The organism is Pseudomonas sp. zfem003, assembly GCF_032621675.1.
Classification (GTDB): domain Bacteria; phylum Pseudomonadota; class Gammaproteobacteria; order Pseudomonadales; family Pseudomonadaceae; genus Metapseudomonas; species Metapseudomonas otitidis.
The window spans coordinates 164,485-185,418 of sequence record NZ_JAVYJG010000006.1 but is presented as its reverse complement, the minus strand read 5'-3'; the positions used below and the strand labels follow the sequence as shown (position 1 = coordinate 185,418).

Genomic DNA, 20,934 nt, shown 5'->3' with positions numbered 1-20,934 from the left:
AGACCGAGACCATGTACAAACTGGAAGTCCAAGACCTGCACAAGCGCTACGGCAGCCATGAAGTCCTCAAGGGCGTCTCCCTGGCCGCCAAGGCGGGCGATGTGATCAGCATCATCGGCTCGAGCGGATCGGGCAAAAGTACCTTCCTGCGCTGCATCAACCTGCTGGAGCAGCCCCACGGCGGCAAGATCCTGCTCAATGGCGAGGAGCTCAAGCTGGTGGCCAACAAGGACGGCGGCCTCAAGGCGGCCGACCCCAAGCAGCTGCAGCGCATGCGTTCGCGCCTGGCTATGGTGTTCCAGCACTTCAACCTGTGGTCGCACATGAGCGCCCTGGAGAACGTCATCGAAGCGCCGGTGCACGTGCTCGGCGTGTCGAAGAAGGAAGCCATCGAGAAGGCCGAGCACTACCTGGCCAAGGTCGGCGTGGCCCACCGCAAGGACGCCTACCCGGCGCACATGTCCGGCGGTGAGCAGCAGCGTGTCGCCATCGCTCGCGCCCTGGCGGTGGAGCCGGAGGTGATGCTCTTCGACGAGCCCACTTCCGCCCTTGACCCCGAACTGGTGGGCGAGGTGCTCAAGGTGATGAAGGACCTGGCCCTGGAAGGCCGCACCATGGTGGTGGTCACCCACGAGATGGGCTTCGCCCGCGAGGTGTCCAACCAGTTGATTTTCCTGCACAAGGGCGTGGTCGAAGAGACCGGCTGCCCGAAGGATGTGTTGGCCAATCCACAATCCGAGCGGCTCAAGCAGTTCCTCTCCGGAAGCCTCAAGTAAATCGTGCCGACTGAGGCTAAGCTGCCTGCCATGACTGCCCAACGAATCGGTTTCCTGCTCTGGCCCGGCACCAAGGCCATGACCCTGGCGCTGGCCGAGGAGGCCCTGCGCGTCGCCCAGCGCCTGCACCCGGAAGTGGTCTACGACCTGCACTTCCTCCAGGCCGAGGCACCGGCCGAAGGCGGCTGGCGCCTGCCGGGCGAGCCCTGGACCGGCAGGCTGGAAGGGCTGACACGCCTGTTCCTGCTGGCCGACGAGCCACCGGCGGCGGTGTCCGTCGGGCTGGCCACGGCACTGAAGCAGGTGGCCCGCACCGGCTGCGTGGTGGGCGGGCTCTCCGCCGGGGTCTACCCGCTGGCGCAGCTCGGCCTGCTGGACGGTTACCGCGCGGCGGTGCACTGGCGCTGGCAGGACGATTTCAGCGAGCGCTTCCCCAAGGTCATCGCCACCAGCCACCTGTTCGACTGGGACCGCGACCGCCTTACCGCCTGCGGCGGCCTGGCGGTGCTCGACCTGCTGCTGGCGGTGCTGGCCCGTGACCACGGCGCCGAGCTGGCCGGCGCCGTGTCCGAGGAACTGGTGGTGGAGCGCATCCGCGAAGGCGGCGAACGCCAGCGCATCCCGCTGCAGAACCGCCTCGGCTCCAGCCACCCGAAGCTCACCCAGGCGGTGCTGCTGATGGAGGCCAACATCGAGGAGCCGCTGACCACCGACGAGATCGCCCAGCACGTGTGCGTGTCGCGCCGCCAGCTGGAGCGCATCTTCAAGCAGTACCTCAACCGCGTGCCCAGCCAGTACTACCTGGAACTGCGCCTGAACAAGGCCCGGCAGATGCTGATGCAGACCAGCAAGTCGATCATCCAGATCGGCCTCTCCTGCGGCTTCTCCTCCGGCCCGCACTTCTCCAGCGCCTACCGCAACTTCTTCGGCGTCACCCCCCGCGAAGACCGCAACCAGCGGCGCAGCGGCGGCCCCTTCGACAACCAGCCGGCACTGTCCGAGCGCGGTTGATCACCGGTGCCGGGCGGGCGGCTTGCAGCGCCCGGCGCCTCGTTCCTGTCTTCCTTGTGCTGGCAGCCCCGGTTGCGGGTGCGGCGTGCCGGTGCATGGCGTCTCGATGCGCCGTCTCGCCTCGTGCCCTTGCGCATGACGGATACCCGCCGGTCATCCCGTGGCGAATACGCTGTGCCCCGTGCGTCCTGTGGCGATCCGCGTTTAAACTGCGCCTTCCCGACGCTTTCTGTCGCATTTCCGAAAGCCTCGGATTTTCGCGGGTTTGGGCTGTAAGAAGTTGTCGCTTGGCGGCAATGCCAACCCCGGATCACTCCCTACAATCCTTTCACCACTAGCCGCTTCAGGCAGGAGAAACTGATGTCCGTTGAGCATGCGCAGGTCGAGCGCGCCGATTTCGATCAGCTGATGGTCCCCAACTATGCCCCCGCCGCGTTCATCCCGGTGCGAGGCCAGGGTTCCCGCGTCTGGGACCAGAGCGGCCGTGAACTGATCGATTTCGCCGGCGGCATCGCCGTGAACTCCCTGGGGCATGCTCACCCGGCACTGGTCAAGGCACTGACCGACCAGGCCAACAAGATCTGGCACGTTTCCAACGTCTTCACCAACGAGCCGGCCCTGCGCCTGGCCCGGAAGCTGGTGGACGCCACCTTCGCCGAGCGCGTGTTCCTCGCCAACTCCGGCGCCGAGGCCAACGAGGCCGCGTTCAAGCTGGCCCGTCGCTACGCCCACGACGTTTATGGCCCGCAGAAGCACGAGATCATCGCCGCCACCAACAGCTTCCACGGCCGTACCCTGTTCACCGTCACCGTGGGCGGCCAGCCGAAGTACTCCGACGGCTTCGGTCCGAAGATGGAAGGCATCACCCATGTGCCGTTCAACGACCTGGAAGCCCTGAAGGCCGCCATCTCCGACAAGACCTGCGCCGTGGTGCTCGAACCCGTGCAAGGGGAGGGCGGCGTGCTGCCGGCCGACCAGGCCTACCTGGAAGGCGCCCGCAAGCTGTGCGACGAGCACAACGCCCTGTTGGTGTTCGACGAAGTGCAGAGCGGCATGGGCCGCAGCGGCCACCTGTTCGCCTACCAGCACTACGGCGTGACCCCGGACATCCTCTCCAGCGCCAAGAGCCTGGGCGGCGGTTTCCCCATCGGCGCCATGCTGACCACCACCGAGATCGCCAAGCACCTCTCCGTGGGCACCCACGGCACCACCTACGGTGGCAACCCGCTGGCCTGCGCCGTGGCCGAAGCGGTGCTGGACGTGATCAACACCCCCGAAGTGCTCAGCCGCATCACCGCCAAGCATGAGCGCTTCAAGGCGCGCCTCGAGGCCATCGGCCAGAAGTACGGCCTGTTCAGTGAAGTGCGCGGCCTGGGCCTGCTGATCGGCGCGGTGCTGGCCGATGCCTGGAAAGGCAAGGCCAAGGACGTGCTCAACGCGGCCGAGAAGGAAGCCGTGATGGTGCTGCAGGCCAGTCCGGACGTGGTGCGCTTCGCGCCCAGCCTGGTGATCCCGGACGCCGACATCGATGAAGGCCTGGACCGCTTCGAGCGCGCCGTGGCCAAGCTGACCCAGGCCTGAGGGCCCGGAAGGCGCGGCACAGGAGGTGCCGCGCCGCACAACCAGGGATGAAGGTTTTTCATGCGTGATCGGCGGCCCATTGGCCGCCGTTTTCTCCGGTCGGCCAACGGCGCCGCCGGAGCCTTTATTGAAGGAGTGACTCCCATGCTGGTGATGCGCCCCGCGCAAATGGCCGACCTCGCCGATGTTCAGCGACTGGCCGCGGACAGCCCCGTGGGTGTCACGTCCCTCCCGGACGACGCTGGTCGCCTGGGCGAGAAGATCACCGCCTCCGAAGCGTCCTTCGCTGCCGAAGTGAGCTTCAACGGTGAGGAGAGCTATTTCTTCGTGCTGGAAGACACCGAGCGCGGCTGCCTGGTGGGCTGCTCCGCCATCGTCGCCTCCGCCGGTTTCTCCGAGCCCTTCTACAGCTTCCGCAACGAGACCTTCGTGCATGCGTCCCGGGAGCTGAAGATCCACAACAAGATCCACGTCCTCTCGCTGTGCCACGACCTCACCGGCAACAGCCTGCTGACCAGCTTCTACGTCGAGCGCGACCTGGTGAACACTGCCTTCGCCGAACTCAACTCCCGCGGCCGCCTGCTGTTCATGGCCAGCCATCCCGAGCGTTTCGCCGATGCGGTGGTGGTGGAGATCGTCGGCTACAGCGACGACCAGGGTGAATCGCCATTCTGGAACGCCGTCGGGCGCAACTTCTTCGACCTCAACTACGTCGAGGCCGAGCGCCTGTCGGGGCTGAAGAGCCGCACCTTCCTCGCCGAGCTGATGCCGAACTACCCCATCTACGTGCCGCTGCTGCCCGACGAGGCCCAGGAGTCCATGGGGCAGGTGCACCCGCGCGCGCAGATCACCTTCGACATCCTCATGCGCGAAGGCTTCGAGACCGACAACTACATCGACATCTTCGACGGTGGCCCGACCCTGCACGCCCGCACGTCCGGCATCCGCTCCATCGCCCAGAGCCGCGTGGTGCCGGTGCGCATCGGTGCCGCGCCCAAGGTGGGCCGCCAGTACCTGGTGAGCAACGGCCAGCTGCAGGACTTCCGCGCCGTGGTGGCCGAGCTGGACTGGGCCCCGGGCAAGCCGGTGGAACTCACCGCCGAAGCCGCCGAAGCCCTGGGCGTCGGCGAGGGCGCCAGCGTGCGCCTGGTGGCGATTTAACCCCGAGTGCCAGCCCTGGGCGGCGTGCCGCCCGACCTGCCGCTCGCAGCACGAAGCTCTAACGGAGTGACTATGATCGTTCGTCCCGTACGCAGCGCCGACCTGCCGGCCCTGATCGACCTGGCGCGCAGCACCGGCGCCGGCCTGACCACGCTGCCCGCCAACGAGGAGCGCCTGACCCACCGTGTGGGCTGGGCCGAGAAGGCATTCCGTGGCGAGGCTGAGCGGGCCGATGCCGACTACCTGTTCGTGCTCGAGGACGACGATGGCAAGGTCGTCGGCATCTCCGCCGTGGCCGGCGCCGTGGGCCTGCGCGAGCCCTGGTACAACTACCGCGTCGGGCTCACCGTCAGCGCCTCCCAGGAGCTGAACATCCACCGGCAGATCCCCACGCTGTTCCTGGCCAACGACCTGACCGGCAACTCCGAGCTGTGCTCGCTGTTCCTGCACGCCGGCTACCGCACCGGCCTCAACGGCCGCCTGCTGTCCAAGGCACGCTTCCTGTTCATCGCCGAGTTCCCCGAGCTGTTCGGCGACAAGGTGATCGCCGAGATGCGCGGCATGTCCGACGAGCACGGCGTCTCGCCGTTCTGGGAGAGCCTGGGCCGGCATTTCTTCAAGATGGAGTTCTCCCGCGCGGACTACCTCACCGGCGTCGGCAACAAGGCCTTCATCGCCGAGCTGATGCCCAAGTTCCCGCTCTACACCTGCTTCCTCTCCGAGGCGGCGCGGGACGTGATCGGGCGCGTGCACACCGATACCGAGCCGGCCCTGGCGATGCTCAAGGGCGAGGGCTTCAGCTTCCAGGGCTACGTCGACATCTTCGACGCCGGCCCGGCCATCGAATGCCAGACCGCGAAGATCCGCGCCGTGCAGGACAGCCAGGCGCTGGTGCTGGCCGTCGGCACCCCCGGCGAGGACGCCACGCCGTACCTGATCCACAACCGCAAGCGCGAGGATTGCCGTGTCACCGCCGCCCCGGCGCGCCTGGCTGCCGGCACCCTGGTGGTGGACGCCGACACCGCCAAGCGCCTGAAACTCTCGGCTGGCGCCTCGGTTCGCGCCGTGCCCCTGTCGGCCAAGGAGTCCGTGAAATGAGCACCCATTACATCGCAGGCGCCTGGCAGACCGGGCAGGGCGAGGCCTTCGACTCGCTGAACCCGGTCACCCAGGCATCCGTCTGGAGCGGGCAGGGCGCCAGCGCCGAACAGGTCGAAGCCGCCGTGGCTGCCGCCCGTGCCGCCTTCCCGGCCTGGGCCCGCCTGAGCCTGGACGCGCGCATCGCCGTTCTCGAACGCTTCGCCGCCACCCTCAAGACCCGCGCCGACGAACTGGCCCGCTGCATCGGCGAGGAGACCGGCAAGCCGCTGTGGGAGTCCGCCACCGAAGTGACCAGCATGGTCAACAAGGTCGCCATCTCCATCCAGAGCTACCGCGAACGCACCGGCGAGAAGAGTGGCCCGCTGGCCGACGCCACCGCCGTGCTGCGCCACAAGCCCCACGGCGTGGTCGCCGTGTTCGGCCCCTACAACTTCCCCGGCCACCTGCCCAACGGCCACATCGTGCCCGCGCTGCTGGCCGGCAATGCCGTGGTGTTCAAGCCCAGTGAGCTGACCCCCAAGGTGGCCGAACTGACGGTCCAGTGCTGGATCGAGGCGGGCCTGCCCGCCGGTGTGCTCAACCTGGTGCAGGGCGGTCGCGAAACCGGCGTCGCCCTGGCTGGCAACCCGGGCATCGACGGCCTGTTCTTCACCGGCTCCAGCCGCACCGGCAACCTGCTGCACCAGCAGTTCGCCGGCCGCCCGGACAAGATCCTGGCGCTGGAGATGGGCGGCAACAACCCGCTGGTGGTGGACGAGGTGGCCGATGTCGATGCGGCCGTCTATACCATCATCCAGTCCGCCTTCATCTCCGCCGGCCAGCGCTGCACCTGCGCCCGCCGCCTGCTGGTGCCGGTCGGCGCCTGGGGCGACGCGCTGCTGGCGCGCCTGGTGGCGGTGGCGGCGAGCATCCAGGTCGGTGCCTTCGACGCCCAGCCGGCGCCCTTCATGGGCTCGGTGATCTCCCTGGACGCGGCGCGCCACCTGCTCAAGGCCCAGGAGCACCTGATCGCCCAGGGCGCCACGCCGCTGCTGGCCATGTCCCAGCCCCTGGAGACCGCCGCGCTGCTGACCCCCGGCATCCTCGACGTCACCGCCGTGGCCGAGCGTCCGGACGAAGAGTTCTTCGGCCCGCTGCTGCAGGTGATCCGCTACGACGGCTTCGAGGCCGCCATGGCCGAGGCCAACGCCACCCAGTACGGCCTGGCTGCCGGCCTGCTCTCGGACTCCCGCGAGCTGTACCAGCGCTTCTTCATCGAGAGCCGCGCCGGCATCGTCAACTGGAACAAACAACTGACCGGGGCCGCGAGCAGCGCGCCCTTCGGGGGTGTCGGCGCGTCGGGCAACCACCGCGCCAGCGCCTACTACGCCGCTGACTACTGCGCCTACCCGGTCGCCTCGCTGGAAAGCGAAACCCTTGCCCTGCCTGCAACCCTGACGCCTGGAGTCAGCCTATGAGCGCCCATGAAGTGAACTTCGACGGTCTGGTCGGCCCGACCCACAACTACGGTGGCCTGTCCTACGGCAACGTGGCGTCGCAGAGCAACAGCCAGGCCGTCTCCAGCCCCAAGGAAGCCGCCCTGCAGGGCCTGGCGAAGATGAAGGCGCTGATGGACATGGGCTTCAAGCAGGGCGTGCTCGCCCCGCAGGAGCGCCCCAACGTTGCCGCGCTGCGCAGCCTCGGCTTCGCCGGGACCGACGCCCAGGTGATCGAGAAGGCCGCCCGTGACGCCATGCCGCTGCTGGCCGCCTGCAGCTCGGCATCCAGCATGTGGACCGCCAACGCCTGCACCGTCAGCCCCAGCGCCGACACTGCCGACGGCCGCGTGCACTTCACCGCCGCCAACCTCAACTGCAAGTTCCACCGCAGCATCGAGCACCCCACCACCAGCCGCGTGCTGGCGGCGATGTTCGCTGACGAGCGCCACTTCGCCCACCACGCCGCGCTGCCGGCGGTGGCGCAGTTCGGTGACGAAGGCGCGGCCAACCACACCCGTTTCTGCAAGGGCTACGGCGAGGCTGGCGTGGAGTTCTTCGTGTTCGGCCGCAGCGCCTTCGACAGCCGCTTCCCGGCGCCCTCGCGCTACCCGGCGCGGCAGACCCTGGAGGCCAGCCAGGCCGTCGCGCGCCTGCACGGGCTGAGCGAGGCCGGCGTGGTCTACGCCCAGCAGAACCCGGCGGTGATCGACCAGGGCGTGTTCCACAACGACGTGATCGCGGTAGGCAATGGCGAGGTGCTGTTCCATCACCAGGACGCCTTCCTGGAGACCGACAAGGTACTGGCCGAGTTGCACGACAAGCTGGGCCGCGTCGGTGGCCGCTTCCAGGCCGTGTGCGTGCCCCGCGAGGCGGTGACGGTGGAGGACGCGGTGCGTTCCTACCTGTTCAACAGCCAGCTGCTCAGCCGCGCCGACGGCAGCATGCTGCTGATCGTCCCGGAGGAGTGCCGCAACAACGCGCGGGTGTGGCGCTACCTGCAGACCCTGACCGCCGAGGACGGCCCGATCCGCGAGGTGAAGGTCTTCGACCTCAAGCAGAGCATGCAGAACGGCGGTGGCCCGGCGTGCCTGCGCCTGCGCGTGGCCCTGAAGGACAACGAGCTGGCGGCGGTCAACCCGGGCGTGATCCTCACCCCCTCGCTCTACGACACCCTGACCGCCTGGGTGGAGAAGCATTACCGCGATCGCCTGAGCGAAAGCGACCTGGCTGATCCACAATTGCTCACCGAATGCCGCACGGCATTGGATGAACTCACCCAGATCCTTAAACTGGGCGCCGTTTATCCGTTCCAACTGAACTGAGCGGCGTGCGGCCGGCGGTGAGGTGTTCCTCGGAACCCTCCGCCCCGCCCGCCGCTCTCTGCCTTACGATCCTGGAGTTCTACACATGTCCGACGCCCTGCAACTCATCCTCGAAGACACCGACGGCACCCAGCTGGAAACGTCCTGCACCCGTTTTGCCGTGGTCTGGCAGGGCAAGGAGGTCTGGATCCAGACCGCCGGCAACGGCCAACTGCTGATCGGCGTGGACGTGGAGGAGGGCGATACCGAGTACGCCAACCTGCTGCTGCGCCCGCTGGCCACCAACCTGGTGAGCCTGCAGCTAGAGATGGAACCGGCCGACGCCGACGACGAAGACGGCCACGTACACGGGCCGGACTGCAACCACGACCACTGAGGACGCGCGGATGCTGGCCCTTGGCAAGCTGCTTGAACTGACCCTGGCCGGCCGTGAGCCGACCGAGAAGATTCAACTGACCGCCGAGGGCACGCGCCTGCACTGGCTGGCGGAGGGCGCCCTGGAGGTGACCCCGCCCGCCGGCGCCGATGACGGCCTGGACCTGCTGCTCTCCGCCGGCATCCACGGCAACGAGACGGCGCCGATCGAACTGCTCGACCGGCTGATCCAGGGTGTGGCCCGGGGCGAACTGAAACCCCGCGCACGCATCCTCTTCCTGCTCGGCAACCCCGAGGCCATGCGCCGGGGCGAGCGCTACGTGGAGCAGGACATCAACCGCCTGTTCAACGGCCGCCACGAGCAGACCAGCGGCACCGAGGCCATGCGCGCCAACGAGCTGGAACACCTGGCCGCTGCGTTCTTCGCCCGCGAGGGCCGCACCCGCCTGCACTACGACATGCACACCGCCATCCGCGGTTCGCGCATCGAACAGTTCGCCCTCTATCCCTACCGCGAGGGGCGTGCCCATTCCCCCCGCGAGCTGGCGCGCCTGGCCGCTGCCGGGGTCGAGGCCGTGCTGCTGCAGAACAAGACCGGCATCACCTTCAGCTCCTACACCTACGCGCGACTGGAGGCCGAGGCCTTCACCCTGGAGCTCGGCAAGGCCCGGCCGTTCGGGCAGAACGAGGGCGTGAACCTCGGCCGCCTGGAGACCCGCCTGCGTCAGTTGATCGAGGGCGCCGAGCCGGAGGCAGACGCGCTGGGCGACCTCAAGCTGTTCGCCGTGTCCCGCGAGGTGATCAAGCACAGCGATGCCTTCCGCCTGCACCTGCCCGACGACGTGGAGAACTTCAGCGAGCTGCCCACCGGCTACCTGCTGGCCGAGGACATCGCCGGGACCCGCTGGGTGGTGGAAGAGCAGGGCGCGCGCATCATCTTCCCCAACCCCAAGGTGAAGAACGGCCTGCGCGCCGGCATCCTCATCGTGCCCGCCAACGTCGACTGATCCAGTGGGCCGAGCCCTTGCGGGCTGAGGCCCGTTCCGCGGGGCGCCTGGCGCCCCTTGCCCCACTCGCCGCGCTCCTTTAGGGTCACCCCCTTACCCAGCTGAGGAGCCCGAGATGTCCGTCATAGACCTGCGCAGCGACACCGTCACCCAACCCACTCCGGGAATGCGCGAGGCGATGAACCGTGCCCCGCTGGGGGATGACGTCTATGGCGAAGACCCCACCGTCAACCGCCTGGAAGCCTGGCTGGCCGAGCGCCTGGGGTTCGAGGCGGCGCTGTTCGTCCCCACCGGCACCATGAGCAACCTCCTGGGCCTGATGGCGCACTGCCAACGGGGCGACGAGTACATCGTCGGCCAGCAGGCGCACACCTATAAGTACGAAGGCGGCGGCGCGGCGGTGCTGGGCTCGATCCAGCCACAGCCCATCGAGGGCGAGGCCGACGGCAGCCTGGACCTGGCGAAGGTGGAGGCGGCCATCAAGCAGGACGACTTCCACTTCGCCCGCACCCGCCTGCTGGCGCTGGAGAACACCATGCAGGGCAAGGTCCTGCCCCTGGCGTACCTGGCAGCGGCCCGCGAGCTGACCCGCCGCCGTGGCCTGGCGCTGCACCTGGACGGCGCGCGGCTGTACAACGCCGCCGTGAAGCTGGGGGTGGACGCCGCCGAGATCACCCGCCATTTCGACTCCGTCTCAGTGTGCCTGTCCAAAGGGCTGGGCGCGCCGGTCGGGTCGGTGCTGTGCGGCGGGGCCGAGTTCATCCAGCGTGCCCGCCGGCTGCGCAAGATGGTCGGTGGCGGCATGCGCCAGGCTGGCCTGCTGGCCGCCGCCGGGCACTACGCCCTGGAGCACCAGGTGCCACGCCTGGCCGACGACCACGCCAATGCCGCACGGCTGGGTGAAGGTCTTGCGGCGCTGGGCTTCAGCGTGGAGCCGGTGCAGACCAACATGGTCTACGTCGACATCGGCGAGCGGGCCGCTGCCCTCAAGGCCTTCATGGCCGAGCGCGGCGTGATAGTGAGCGCGGCGGCACGCCTGCGCATGGTCACCCACCTGGATGTCGACGCCGCCGGAATCGAGCGGGTGATCGAGGGTTTTGCCGCGTTTCTGGATCATGCGAGCTGAAATCCCCCCGATAGCCCCTTTCTATCGCACAAGGCACTATCCGCGCGGCAAAGGGCCGATATAATGCGGCCCTTTGCCGGCGATTCTTGACCGCAGATTCCGTGGACGAACCTATGAAAAGCGCAGAAATCCGTGAAGCCTTCCTGAGCTTCTTCGAAGAGAAGGGGCACACCCGCGTCGCCTCCAGCTCCCTGATCCCGGGCAACGACCCGACCCTGCTGTTCACCAACGCGGGCATGAACCAGTTCAAGGACTGCTTCCTGGGCCTGGAAAAGCGCGCCTACACCCGTGCCACCACCAGCCAGAAGTGCGTCCGCGCCGGCGGCAAGCACAACGACCTGGACAACGTCGGCTACACCGCGCGCCACCACACCTTCTTCGAAATGCTGGGCAACTTCAGCTTCGGCGACTACTTCAAGCGCGATGCCATCCACTACGCCTGGGAATTCCTCACCGGCGACAAGTGGCTGAAGCTGCCCAAGGAAAAGCTCTGGGTCACCGTCTACGCCAGCGACGACGAGGCCTACGACATCTGGACCCAGGAAGTCGGCATCCCTGCCGAGCGCATGGTCCGCATCGGTGACAACAAGGGCGCGCCCTATGCGTCCGACAACTTCTGGGCGATGGGCGATACCGGCCCGTGCGGCCCGTGCACCGAGATCTTCTACGACCACGGCCCGGACATCTGGGGCGGCCCGCCCGGCTCCCCGGAAGAGGACGGTGATCGCTACATCGAGATCTGGAACAACGTCTTCATGCAGTTCAACCGCACCGCCGATGGCGTGATGCACCCACTGCCGGCGCCCAGCGTGGACACCGGCATGGGCCTGGAGCGCATCAGCGCCGTGCTGCAGCACGTGCACTCGAACTACGAGATCGACCTGTTCCAGAGCCTGCTCAAGGCCGCCGCCGAGGCCATCGGCTGCGCCAACGACGACGCCCCGTCCCTGAAGGTCGTGGCCGACCACATCCGCTCCTGCTCCTTCCTGGTGGCGGATGGTGTACTGCCGTCCAACGAAGGCCGTGGCTACGTGCTGCGCCGCATCATTCGCCGCGCCTGCCGCCACGGCAACAAGCTGGGCGCCAAGGGCACCTTCTTCCACAAGATCGTCGCTGCCCTGGTGGCCGAGATGGGCGAGGCCTTCCCCGAGCTCAAGCAGCAGCAGGCGCACATCGAGCGCGTGCTGAAGACCGAGGAAGAACAGTTCGCCAAGACCCTGGAGCATGGCCTGAAGATCCTCGAGCAGGACCTCGCGTCCCTGCAGGGCCAGGTCATCCCGGGCGACATCGTCTTCAAGCTCTACGACACCTACGGGTTCCCGGTGGACCTGACCGCCGACATCGCCCGCGAACGCGAGCTGACCGTCGACGAGGAAGGCTTCGAGCGCGAGATGGAGGCCCAGCGTGAACGCGCCCGCGCCTCCAGCGCCTTCGGCATGGACTACAACAGCCTGGTCAAGGTCGACGTTGACACCCGCTTCCTCGGCTACGCCGGCACCAGCGGCAGCGGCAAGGTCGTCGCGCTGTTCAAGGCTGGCGCTGCCGTCGACAGCCTCGCCGAAGGCGAGGAGGGCGTGGTGGTGCTGGACCAGACCCCGTTCTACGCCGAGTCCGGTGGCCAGGTGGGTGACTGCGGTTACCTGGAAGGCGCCGGTGTGCGCTTCGACGTCCGTGACACCACCAAGGCCGGCGGCGCCTTCCTGCACCACGGCATCGTGGCCAAGGGCGGCCTCTCGGTCGGCGCCAGCGTCAAGGCTGAGGCCGACTCCAGCGTTCGCAGTGCCACGGCGCTGAACCACTCCGCGACCCACCTGCTGCACGCAGCCCTGCGTCGCGTGCTCGGTGAGCACGTGCAGCAGAAAGGCTCCCTGGTGGACAGCCAGCGCCTGCGCTTCGACTTCAGCCACTTCGAGGCCATCAAGCCCGAGCAGCTGAAAGCGCTGGAAGACATCGTCAACACCGAGATTCGCCGCAACACCGCAGTCGAGACCGAAGAGACCGACATCGAGACCGCCAAGGCCAAGGGCGCCATGGCGCTGTTCGGCGAGAAGTACGGCGACCAGGTACGCGTGCTGAGCATGGGCGGTGATTTCTCCGTCGAGCTCTGCGGCGGTACCCACGTCTCCCGCACGGGCGACATCGGCCTGTTCAAGATCACCAGCGAAGGCGGCGTAGCCTCCGGCGTGCGCCGTATCGAGGCAGTCACCGGTGCTGCGGCCCTGGCCTACCTGAACGGTGCCGAGGAGCAGCTGAAGGAAGCAGCCGTGCTGGTCAAGGGCAGCCGTGACAACGTCCTGGACAAGCTCGCAGCCCTGCTGGAGCGCAACCGCCAGCTGGAGAAGGAAGTCGACCAGCTCAAGGCCAAGGCGGCCAGCGCGGCCGGCGACGATCTGGCGGCATCGGCGGTGGAGGTCAAGGGTGTCAAGGTCCTGGCCGCGCGCCTGGACGTGGACGGCGACGCGCTGCTGGCGCTGGTCGACCAGTTGAAGAACAAGCTCGGCCGCGCAGTGATCCTGCTCGGCGGGGCGCTGGAGGGCAAGGTGACACTGGTCGCCGGCGTCACCCAGGACCTGACCGGCCAACTCAAAGCCGGCGATCTGATGAAGCAGGCCGCGGCAGCGGTCGGTGGCAAGGGCGGTGGCCGTCCGGACATGGCGCGTGGCGGTGGTACCGACGCCGCAGCCCTGGACCAGGCCCTGGCACTTGCCGTTCCGTTCGTCGAGCAGGGGCTCTGATGCCGTTGGTGCCCGGTTGCCACACGCACCGGGCGCCCGCCGGAACCCTTCGCCAGGAGCTCCGCGCCACGCCCGGCGGGCCCTTGGCAGTGTCCTGCGTTGATTGTTTAATGGGCGCCCTTCACGGGATTAGGCGGCTTTGAAATGGCTTTGATCGTACAGAAGTTTGGGGGGACCTCGGTCGGCACCATCGAGCGCATCGAGCAGGTGGCCGAGAAGGTCAAGAAATTCCGCGAGCGCGGTGACGACATCGTCGTGGTGGTTTCCGCCATGAGCGGCGAAACCAATCGCCTCATCGATCTGGCCAAGCAGATCAGCGACAACAAGCCGGTTCCGCGTGAGCTGGACGTGATGGTGTCCACCGGCGAGCAGGTGACCATCGCCCTGCTGGCGATGGCGCTGATCAAGCGCGGTGTGCCGGCCGTCTCCTACACCGGCAACCAGGTCCGCATCCTCACCGACAGCGCCCACAACAAGGCGCGCATCCTGCAGATCGACGACCAGAAGATCCGCGCCGACCTCAAGTCCGGTCGCGTCGTGGTGGTCGCCGGTTTCCAGGGCGTGGACGAGCACGGCAACATCACCACCCTCGGTCGTGGTGGTTCCGACACCACCGGCGTGGCCCTGGCGGCTGCCCTGAAGGCGGACGAGTGCCAGATCTACACCGATGTAGACGGCGTCTACACCACCGATCCGCGCGTTGTTCCCCAGGCCCGTCGCCTGGACAAGATCACCTTCGAGGAAATGCTGGAAATGGCCAGTCTCGGTTCGAAGGTGCTGCAGATCCGCTCGGTGGAGTTCGCCGGCAAGTACAACGTTCCGCTGCGCGTGCTGCACAGCTTCCAGGAGGGTCCGGGCACCCTCATTACCCTTGATGAAGAGGAATCCATGGAACAGCCGATCATTTCCGGCATCGCCTTCAACCGCGACGAGGCCAAGCTGACCATCCGTGGCGTGCCGGACATCCCCGGCGTGGCCTTCAAGATCCTCGGCCCGGTGAGTGCGGCCAACATCGAAGTGGACATGATCGTGCAGAACGTCGCGCACGATAACACCACCGACTTCACCTTCACCGTGCACAACAATGACTACCAGAACGCCCTGGCCGTGCTGGAGAAGACCGCTGCCGAGATCGGTGCCCGTGAAGTCGGCGGCAACACCAACATCGCCAAGGTGTCCATCGTCGGTGTCGGCATGCGCTCCCACGCGGGCGTCGCCAGCCGCATGTTCGAAGCCCTGGCCAAGGAAAGCATCAACATCCAGATGATCTCGACTTCCGAGATCAAGGTCTCCGTCGTCATCGAGGAGAAGTACCTCGAACTGGCCGTCCGTGCCCTGCACACCGCCTTCGAACTGGATGCACCCGCTCGACAGAGCGAGTGAGCCTTATAACGAAAGGCGCGGCTCACCCCGCGCCTTTCGTCGTTTTTGGTCTGCGGTGGTGGAACTTTCCTTTTGCCACCGCTGGTCAATACTTGGGTGGACGCCCCTTGAAATTCATGGGGGGCCGACGCCATTTCTTTTTTGCAGACTGTCCCTGAAACACATCCGTGAGGAGAAAGGAATGCTGATTCTGACTCGCCGGGTCGGAGAGACCCTGATGGTCGGTGATGAAGTCACTGTCACCGTATTAGGCGTGAAAGGTAATCAGGTGCGCATTGGCGTCAACGCCCCGAAAGAGGTAGCCGTGCACCGTGAGGAAATCTACCAGCGCATCCAGAAAGAGAAAGACCAGGAACCAAACCACTAATTTTTCTACTTTTTTTCTTTGCAAACGGGGAAAACATGGTTATCATGCGCCCCGTGTTGCGGAGAGGTGGCCGAGTGGCCGAAGGCGCTCCCCTGCTAAGGGAGTACACCTCAAAAGGGTGTCGGGGGTTCGAATCCCCCCTTCTCCGCCATTATTCAGTGTTGTAGAGATGTCAGCGGTTAGTTCGATAAGTTATTGAAAAGTATCGAAAAAATCAGTTGACGGTGGTTTTGAAGTCTCTATAATGCGCGCCCACAACGCACTCGTAGCTCAGCTGGATAGAGTACCCGGCTACGAACCGGGCGGTCAGAGGTTCGAATCCTCTCGAGTGCGCCATTTTCAATCAGCTGATATAGCGTCGGGTGATTGAAGAAACCAGCGGTGATCTGGTCTAAAAACACCACAACGCACTCGTAGCTCAGCTGGATAGAGTACCCGGCTACGAACCGGGCGGTCAGAGGTTCGAATCCTCTCGAGTGCGCCATACAAGAAAGGCCTGCAGAAATGCAGGCCTTTTTCTTTTCCCGCCTTTTTTATTTCTCCGGTAATTCCGTCGCTCTGTACGGGCAAGCGGTCACGGTGTGGCCGTGCCGGTGGCGAGACCGTCGAGGAAGGCCTGGTAGTGGCGTGCCGTCTCGGCGGGTCGCTCGATCATCGGGGCGTGTCCGCAATCCTTCATGACCACCGTACTGGCGTGCGGGATCAGCGGCTTCATGACATCGAGGCTCGATACATCCAGCACGCGGTCCTTGTCGCCCCAGAGCAGCAGGGTAGGGGCCTTGATCTTTGGCAGTTCCGGCTCCAGGGGGATGTAGCGCTGAACCAGTTGCTGAAAGACCACTTCGTAGTGGACCTGGTTGGCGATGGCCCTGTCGGCCAGGTAGCGCTTGAGCGGGGCCGGCAGGACGGGCGGATCGACGAAGACGAAGTCCATCAGCCTGTCGTAGTCGGAGACGCGGGTAACCACCAGGGGATTGGGGCGGTCCTGTTCCAGCAGGTCGAACAGTTCGCTCTTGTGCGGTGCAGTGACCCCCGCGTTGTCGAAGAGCGCCAGCGAACGCACGCGGTCCGGGTAGCGCGCCGCATACAGCGCCACGATGTGGCCGCCCATGGAGTTGCCCACCAGATGGACCTTGCCCACCCCCAGCGCCTGGATGAAGTCCGCCAGCCGCTCGGCCTGGGTGCCGACGTCGTAGCTGCCCGTCGGCCGGCTGCTTTCGCCGAAGCCCGGCAGGTCGGGTACCACCACGTGGTAGCGGCTGCTGAAGTGCCGGGCCATGCGCAGCCAGTTGTCCTTGTCCGCACCGAAGCCATGGACCATGACGATGGTCTCGCCCAGCTTCGGGCCGCCGTCGTAGTAGGCGAAATCCAGTTCGCCCGCTGTCACCACCTGGCTGCTCAGGCCGGCCAGATGGGTTTCCACCAGTCGCGCGCTGGCCATCAACGCAGGCGGATAGAAATAAAGCGTGGCTGCCACTGCTGCCAGCAACGTCACAAGTCCTGCAAGCAGTCTCTTCATCAAGGCTTCCTTATGACAAAAAACGATTTCAAATGGCCTAAGCTAGCACGGCGTTATGGTCGTGCAGTGACACGGCCGGCGTCTTCCCAACCAAGCTCCAGAACTGGGACTCCATGATGTACAGACGTCTCTTCCTCGCTCCGTTGCTGATCGCCAGCCTGCTGGTGCCGACCCTCGCCCTGGCGGCCAAGAAGTGCGAGCGCCTGGTAGCCACGGGAAACCCCGAGTACCCGCCCTACCTGTGGCGCGACCCGCAGAACCCCAAGCTGCTGGTCGGCGCCAATGCCGACCTGCTGCACCGCATCGGCGAAGAGATCGGCGTGAAGATCGACGTCCTCTATACCGGCCCCTGGTCCCGCGCGCAGGACGAAGTGCGCACCGGTCGGGTCGACCTCATCGCCGGGGCCTTCCTCACCCTGCCGCGGCTGGAGACGATGGACTACATCCATCCCGCCTTCCTGGACACGCCCAGCGTGGTCTGGGTCAAGCACGGCCGCGCGTTCCCCTTCCAGGGGCGTGACGACCTCAAGGGACGCACCGGTGGCACCCTGGTGAACAACAGTTTTGGCCAGGACTTCGACCACTTCGCCCGCGACAACCTCACCCTCGAAGAAGTCCCCAGTGTCACCCAGGCCTTCCAGAAGCTGCTGCTGGAGCGCACCGAATTCGTCCTCTACGAGCACTACCCCGGCGTCGCCCTGGCGGAAACCCTCGGCATCACTAATGACCTGGAAGTGCTGGAACCGCCTATCGCCAGCGAAGGGCTGTACCTCACGCTCTCTTACAACTCCGCCTGCAACGACCCCTGGCTGCGCGGACAACTGGCGAAAAAGATGACAGAATTGGTCGCCGCAGGGGTGCCGCAGGCCCTGCTGCAACGCAATCTCGAGCGGTGGCGGACCCAGCAGGTACAGCCCGCCACGGCCCCGAAACCGTAGGAAACCCCAGTGATCGAACACCGCATAATGGCCGCCGGCCTGGCACTTCTTGCCCTGTCCGGCTGCGCCAACGATCCCGCCCCCGTCGAGCAGATGCGCCTCTCCGAGCAGGCCGTGGCCCAGGCCCGTGCCGTCGGCGCAAGCGCCGACCAGATCCCCGAGATGAAACTGGCTGAAGAGAAGCTGGCCCGCGCCCAGAAGAACATGGGCGAGCAGGACTACAAGCGCGCACGCTTCTTCGCCGAGCAGGCCGAACTGGACGCCCGCCTCGCCGAATCCCTGGTGCTGACCCAGAAGAGCAAGGCCCAGCTCAACGACCTGACCTCTCGCATCAACCGCCTGCGCAAGCAACTGGGGGACCTGGAATGACCCCGCGTATCGCCATGGGCGGCCTCGTCGCCGCGCTCCTGTTGCTCGGCGGCTGCGCCTCCTCGCGCCAGGCCGAGCAGAGCCTGGATGAAGCCCGCAACCGCTTCCAGCAGGTGAAGGAAGACCCCCAGGTACTGGCCAGTGCACCCAAGGACGTGATCCGCGCCGGGGAATCCCTGGCCCGCGCCGAGCGCCTTGCCACCTACTGGGGCAACGACGGCGACGTCGAGCACTATGCCTTCCTCAGCCAGCGCTACAGCCAGATCGCCACCCAGCACAGCGAACTGGCCCGCGACCAGGAGCGCGCCGTGCGCTTGCAGGGCGAGCAGGAGCGCCTGCAGCAATCCCTGCGCGAAGCCAAGCTGCTCAGCGCGCAGCAGAAGGGCAACTGGCTCGAGGAGCAGATGGTCGCCCTCGCCGCCACCGAGACCGATCGCGGCCTGGTGATGACCCTGGGCGACGTGCTGTTCGACACCGGCCGCTCCGAGCTGAAGGGGCGGGCCAACCGCACCGTGCTCAAGCTCGTGCAGTTCCTGCAGATCAACCCGCGCCGCACCGTGCGCATCGAGGGCTACACCGACAGCAGCGGCACCCGCGAGGAGAACCTCGCCCTGTCCCGTGACCGCGCCCAGGCCGTAGCCGACGTGCTCACCGACCTCGGGGTCGACGCCAAGCGCATCGAGGTGAAGGCCTATGGCGAAGCCTTCCCCATCGCGGAGAACGCCTCCAACAGCGGCCGCGCGCAGAACCGCCGCGTCGAGATCGTCATCTCCGACGAGAAAGGCAACCTCGGCGAAGCCCGCTGATCGCCCCCGCGCCTCCTCAGGAACCCCGGCGGCCTCGCGGCCCCGGGGTTTTTCATGCCCGCTCGCCACGCCTCGCACCCATACAGCTCGGGTTTGCAACGGGGCACTTGCGCAACGAGGCGCAACCACCGGTCACTGTGGCGGTACAGTCCCTGGCAAATTTCACTGTATGGTCCACAATTTTGCGGACTGTACCGGTGCAATCCCGTCTCGCTTCGGTACTGTTACGGTCCAGTGAGACAGGTGCCGCCGCCATGACCAATCTGCTGCTTTACCAACGCATCGCCCAGCAACTGGCCGAAGACATCCGGCGTGGCGTGTACCAGCCCGGCGAACGGGTGCCCTCGGTGCGCAAGCTAAGCGCCCAGCTCAACGTCAGCCACGCCACCGTGCTGCAGGCGTACGCCAACCTCGAAGACCAGGGCCTGATCCGCGCGCGGCCGCAGTCCGGCTTCTACGTCCACCAGACCCCCGCGCTCACCGCCTCGACCCCCGACATCGCCCGGGTCGAACGCCCCGGCCTGGTCACCCGCGCCAGCATCATCAACCAGGTGCTCACCGAATCCCGCCGCGAGGGCGTGTTCCCCCTCGGCGCCGCCGTGCCCCACGTGGACTACCTCCCCGTGCGCGCCCTGCACCAGCAACTGGCCAAGGTCACCCGCTTCCACAGCCCGCGCGCCTTCAGCTACATGTTCAGCCCCGGTTTCGAACCGCTGCGCCGCCAGGTGGCGATCCGCATGCGCGATGCCGGCGTGGTGGTCGACCCGTCCGAAGTGGTCATCACCCACGGCTGCGTCGACGCCATCCAGATGAGCCTGCGGGTGCTGACCCGCCCCGGTGACCTGATCGCCACCGAATCGCCCACCTACTACGGCCTGCTGCAACTGGCGGACCTGCTCGGGCTCAAGGTCGTCGAGATCCCCAGCGACCCCACCACCGGCATCAGCCTCGAAGCCCTGCAACTGGCCGCCAACCAATGGCCCATCAAGGCCCTGGTGCTCACCTCGCGCCTCAGCAACCCGCTGGGCGGCACCGTGCCTGAAGAGCGGCAGAAGCAACTGCTGCGCCTGGCATCGGACTTCGACATCCAGATCGTCGAGGACGACATCTACGGCGAGCTCATGTTCGAGCAAGGCCCCTCCAAATCCCTCAAGGCCAGTGACCGTGACGGCCGGGTGATCTACTGCTCCAGCTTCTCCAAGACCCTCTCGCCCGGCGTGCGGATCGGCTGGATAGTCGCTGGCAAGTACCAGGACGAAATCCAGCGCCTGCAGACCTTCACCACCCACTCCGCCTGCAGCGTCACCCAGATGGGCGTCGCCGCCTACCTGGAGAACGGGGGCTACGACCGGCACCTGCGCTACATCCGCCAGGAGTACCGCAAGAACCTCACCGCCTTCCAGCTGGGGGTGCAGCAGTACTTCCCCGACGGCACCCAGATGACCCGGCCCAACGGCGGCTTCATCCTCTGGATCAGCCTGCCGGCCAAGGTCAACACCAAGGACCTGCACGTCCGCGCGCTGCAGCAGGGCATCAGCATCGCCCCGGGGCTGATCTTCAGTAACACCGAGCAGTTCAACCACTGCGTGCGCCTGAACTGCGGCATCCCGTGGAACCGCGAAGCCGAGCGCGCCATCATGACCCTCGGCATGCTCGCCAAGCAGCTCTGCCAGGAAGCCGGCGGCAGCTACTGAGACCAGGTGGAGGAGGGCGGACGCTCATCGGCGTTGACAGCCCTCCACCGTTCCCCGCAGTATCCAGCTCCTCGCAATCTGCAACCTGAGCCCGACCATGCCCGCCCACGCCTTCTCCCGCGCTTTCGTACCGGCCCTGCCGGCGCTTGCGCTTGGCGTCGCCGCGAGCAAGGTCAAGAAACAGC

The 20,934-nt window shown here is 66.5% G+C and carries 18 protein-coding genes and 3 tRNA genes; 20 read left to right on the top strand and 1 reads right to left on the bottom strand.

The features are described from left to right. Positions 1–11: 11 nt before the first annotated feature. The 16 genes from aotP (at position 12) to RTK35_RS14795 (ending at position 15,907) form a co-directional block, all read left to right on the top strand. Positions 12–776: an arginine/ornithine transport ATP-binding protein AotP gene (aotP, locus tag RTK35_RS14870; RefSeq protein WP_044412306.1), complete on the top strand. Its 765-nt coding sequence runs from the start codon at positions 12–14 to the stop codon at positions 774–776. A gap of 30 nt (positions 777–806) precedes the next feature. After that, positions 807–1,787, top strand: coding sequence for a transcriptional regulator ArgR (gene argR, locus RTK35_RS14865; RefSeq protein ID WP_069559661.1), 981 nt, complete (start codon positions 807–809; stop codon positions 1,785–1,787). 360 nt (positions 1,788–2,147) lie between these two features. Next, positions 2,148–3,368 carry an aspartate aminotransferase family protein gene (locus tag RTK35_RS14860; protein WP_316908342.1) on the top strand — a complete coding sequence of 407 codons (1,221 nt, stop codon included), beginning with the start codon at positions 2,148–2,150 and terminating at the stop codon, positions 3,366–3,368. 144 nt (positions 3,369–3,512) lie between these two features. Further along, positions 3,513–4,529, top strand: coding sequence for an arginine/ornithine succinyltransferase subunit alpha (gene aruF / locus RTK35_RS14855; RefSeq protein ID WP_044412298.1), 1,017 nt, complete (start codon positions 3,513–3,515; stop codon positions 4,527–4,529). 72 nt (positions 4,530–4,601) lie between these two features. Continuing rightward, positions 4,602–5,627, top strand: coding sequence for an arginine N-succinyltransferase (gene astA, locus RTK35_RS14850; protein WP_044412295.1), 1,026 nt, complete (start codon positions 4,602–4,604; stop codon positions 5,625–5,627). After that, positions 5,624–7,087, top strand: coding sequence for a succinylglutamate-semialdehyde dehydrogenase (astD, locus tag RTK35_RS14845; protein ID WP_316908341.1), 1,464 nt, complete (start codon positions 5,624–5,626; stop codon positions 7,085–7,087). The genes astA and astD overlap by 4 nt, the downstream gene beginning before the upstream one ends. Beyond that, a complete protein-coding gene (astB, locus tag RTK35_RS14840) occupies positions 7,084–8,430 on the top strand; it encodes an N-succinylarginine dihydrolase (RefSeq protein WP_316908340.1) in 1,347 nt (448 codons plus the stop codon). The genes astD and astB overlap by 4 nt, the downstream gene beginning before the upstream one ends. Before the next feature lie 85 nt (positions 8,431–8,515). After that, positions 8,516–8,806, top strand: coding sequence for a hypothetical protein (locus tag RTK35_RS14835; RefSeq protein ID WP_044412286.1), 291 nt, complete (start codon positions 8,516–8,518; stop codon positions 8,804–8,806). A 10-nt stretch (positions 8,807–8,816) separates the two neighbouring features. Next, positions 8,817–9,812, top strand: a complete 996-nt coding sequence (gene astE, locus RTK35_RS14830; RefSeq protein WP_316908339.1) for a succinylglutamate desuccinylase — start codon at positions 8,817–8,819, stop codon at positions 9,810–9,812. Between the two features lie 115 nt (positions 9,813–9,927). Beyond that, a complete protein-coding gene (ltaE, locus tag RTK35_RS14825; RefSeq protein ID WP_316908338.1) occupies positions 9,928–10,938 on the top strand; it encodes a low-specificity L-threonine aldolase in 1,011 nt (336 codons plus the stop codon). 113 nt (positions 10,939–11,051) lie between these two features. After that, entirely contained in the window at positions 11,052–13,673 is a 2,622-nt protein-coding gene (alaS, locus tag RTK35_RS14820) for an alanine--tRNA ligase (RefSeq protein ID WP_316908337.1), read from the top strand. 144 nt (positions 13,674–13,817) lie between these two features. After that, positions 13,818–15,056 carry an aspartate kinase gene (locus RTK35_RS14815; protein ID WP_044412275.1) on the top strand — a complete coding sequence of 413 codons (1,239 nt, stop codon included), beginning with the start codon at positions 13,818–13,820 and terminating at the stop codon, positions 15,054–15,056. Between the two features lie 181 nt (positions 15,057–15,237). Then, positions 15,238–15,423 carry a carbon storage regulator CsrA gene (gene csrA, locus RTK35_RS14810; RefSeq protein ID WP_007159101.1) on the top strand — a complete coding sequence of 62 codons (186 nt, stop codon included), beginning with the start codon at positions 15,238–15,240 and terminating at the stop codon, positions 15,421–15,423. Positions 15,424–15,483: 60 nt separating this feature from the next. Then, positions 15,484–15,574: transfer RNA gene (locus RTK35_RS14805), tRNA-Ser, on the top strand. Positions 15,575–15,682: 108 nt separating this feature from the next. Then, positions 15,683–15,759, top strand: a tRNA-Arg gene (locus RTK35_RS14800). A 71-nt stretch (positions 15,760–15,830) separates the two neighbouring features. After that, a tRNA-Arg gene (locus RTK35_RS14795) sits at positions 15,831–15,907 on the top strand. 90 nt (positions 15,908–15,997) lie between these two features. Here the strand turns inward: RTK35_RS14795 and RTK35_RS14790 are convergent. Further along, positions 15,998–16,942, bottom strand: a complete 945-nt coding sequence (locus RTK35_RS14790; protein WP_316908336.1) for an alpha/beta hydrolase — start codon at positions 16,940–16,942, stop codon at positions 15,998–16,000. A gap of 116 nt (positions 16,943–17,058) precedes the next feature. Here RTK35_RS14790 and RTK35_RS14785 point away from each other — a divergent pair, with 116 nt between their 5' ends. The 4 genes from RTK35_RS14785 (at position 17,059) to RTK35_RS14770 (ending at position 20,749) form a co-directional block, all read left to right on the top strand. Beyond that, positions 17,059–17,880 (top strand): substrate-binding periplasmic protein, encoded by an 822-nt coding sequence (locus tag RTK35_RS14785; protein ID WP_074970157.1) that lies wholly within the window; start codon positions 17,059–17,061, stop codon positions 17,878–17,880. A 27-nt stretch (positions 17,881–17,907) separates the two neighbouring features. Continuing rightward, positions 17,908–18,249, top strand: coding sequence for a DUF4398 domain-containing protein (locus RTK35_RS14780; protein ID WP_316908526.1), 342 nt, complete (start codon positions 17,908–17,910; stop codon positions 18,247–18,249). Beyond that, positions 18,246–19,055, top strand: a complete 810-nt coding sequence (locus RTK35_RS14775; protein WP_074970161.1) for an OmpA family protein — start codon at positions 18,246–18,248, stop codon at positions 19,053–19,055. Before RTK35_RS14780 ends, RTK35_RS14775 begins: the two co-directional genes overlap by 4 nt. Positions 19,056–19,309: 254 nt before the next feature. Then, the gene (locus RTK35_RS14770; RefSeq protein ID WP_316908335.1) at positions 19,310–20,749 is read left to right on the top strand and encodes a PLP-dependent aminotransferase family protein; all 1,440 of its coding nucleotides are present in this window, start codon (positions 19,310–19,312) and stop codon (positions 20,747–20,749) included. The last annotated feature ends 185 nt before the right edge of the window (positions 20,750–20,934 follow it).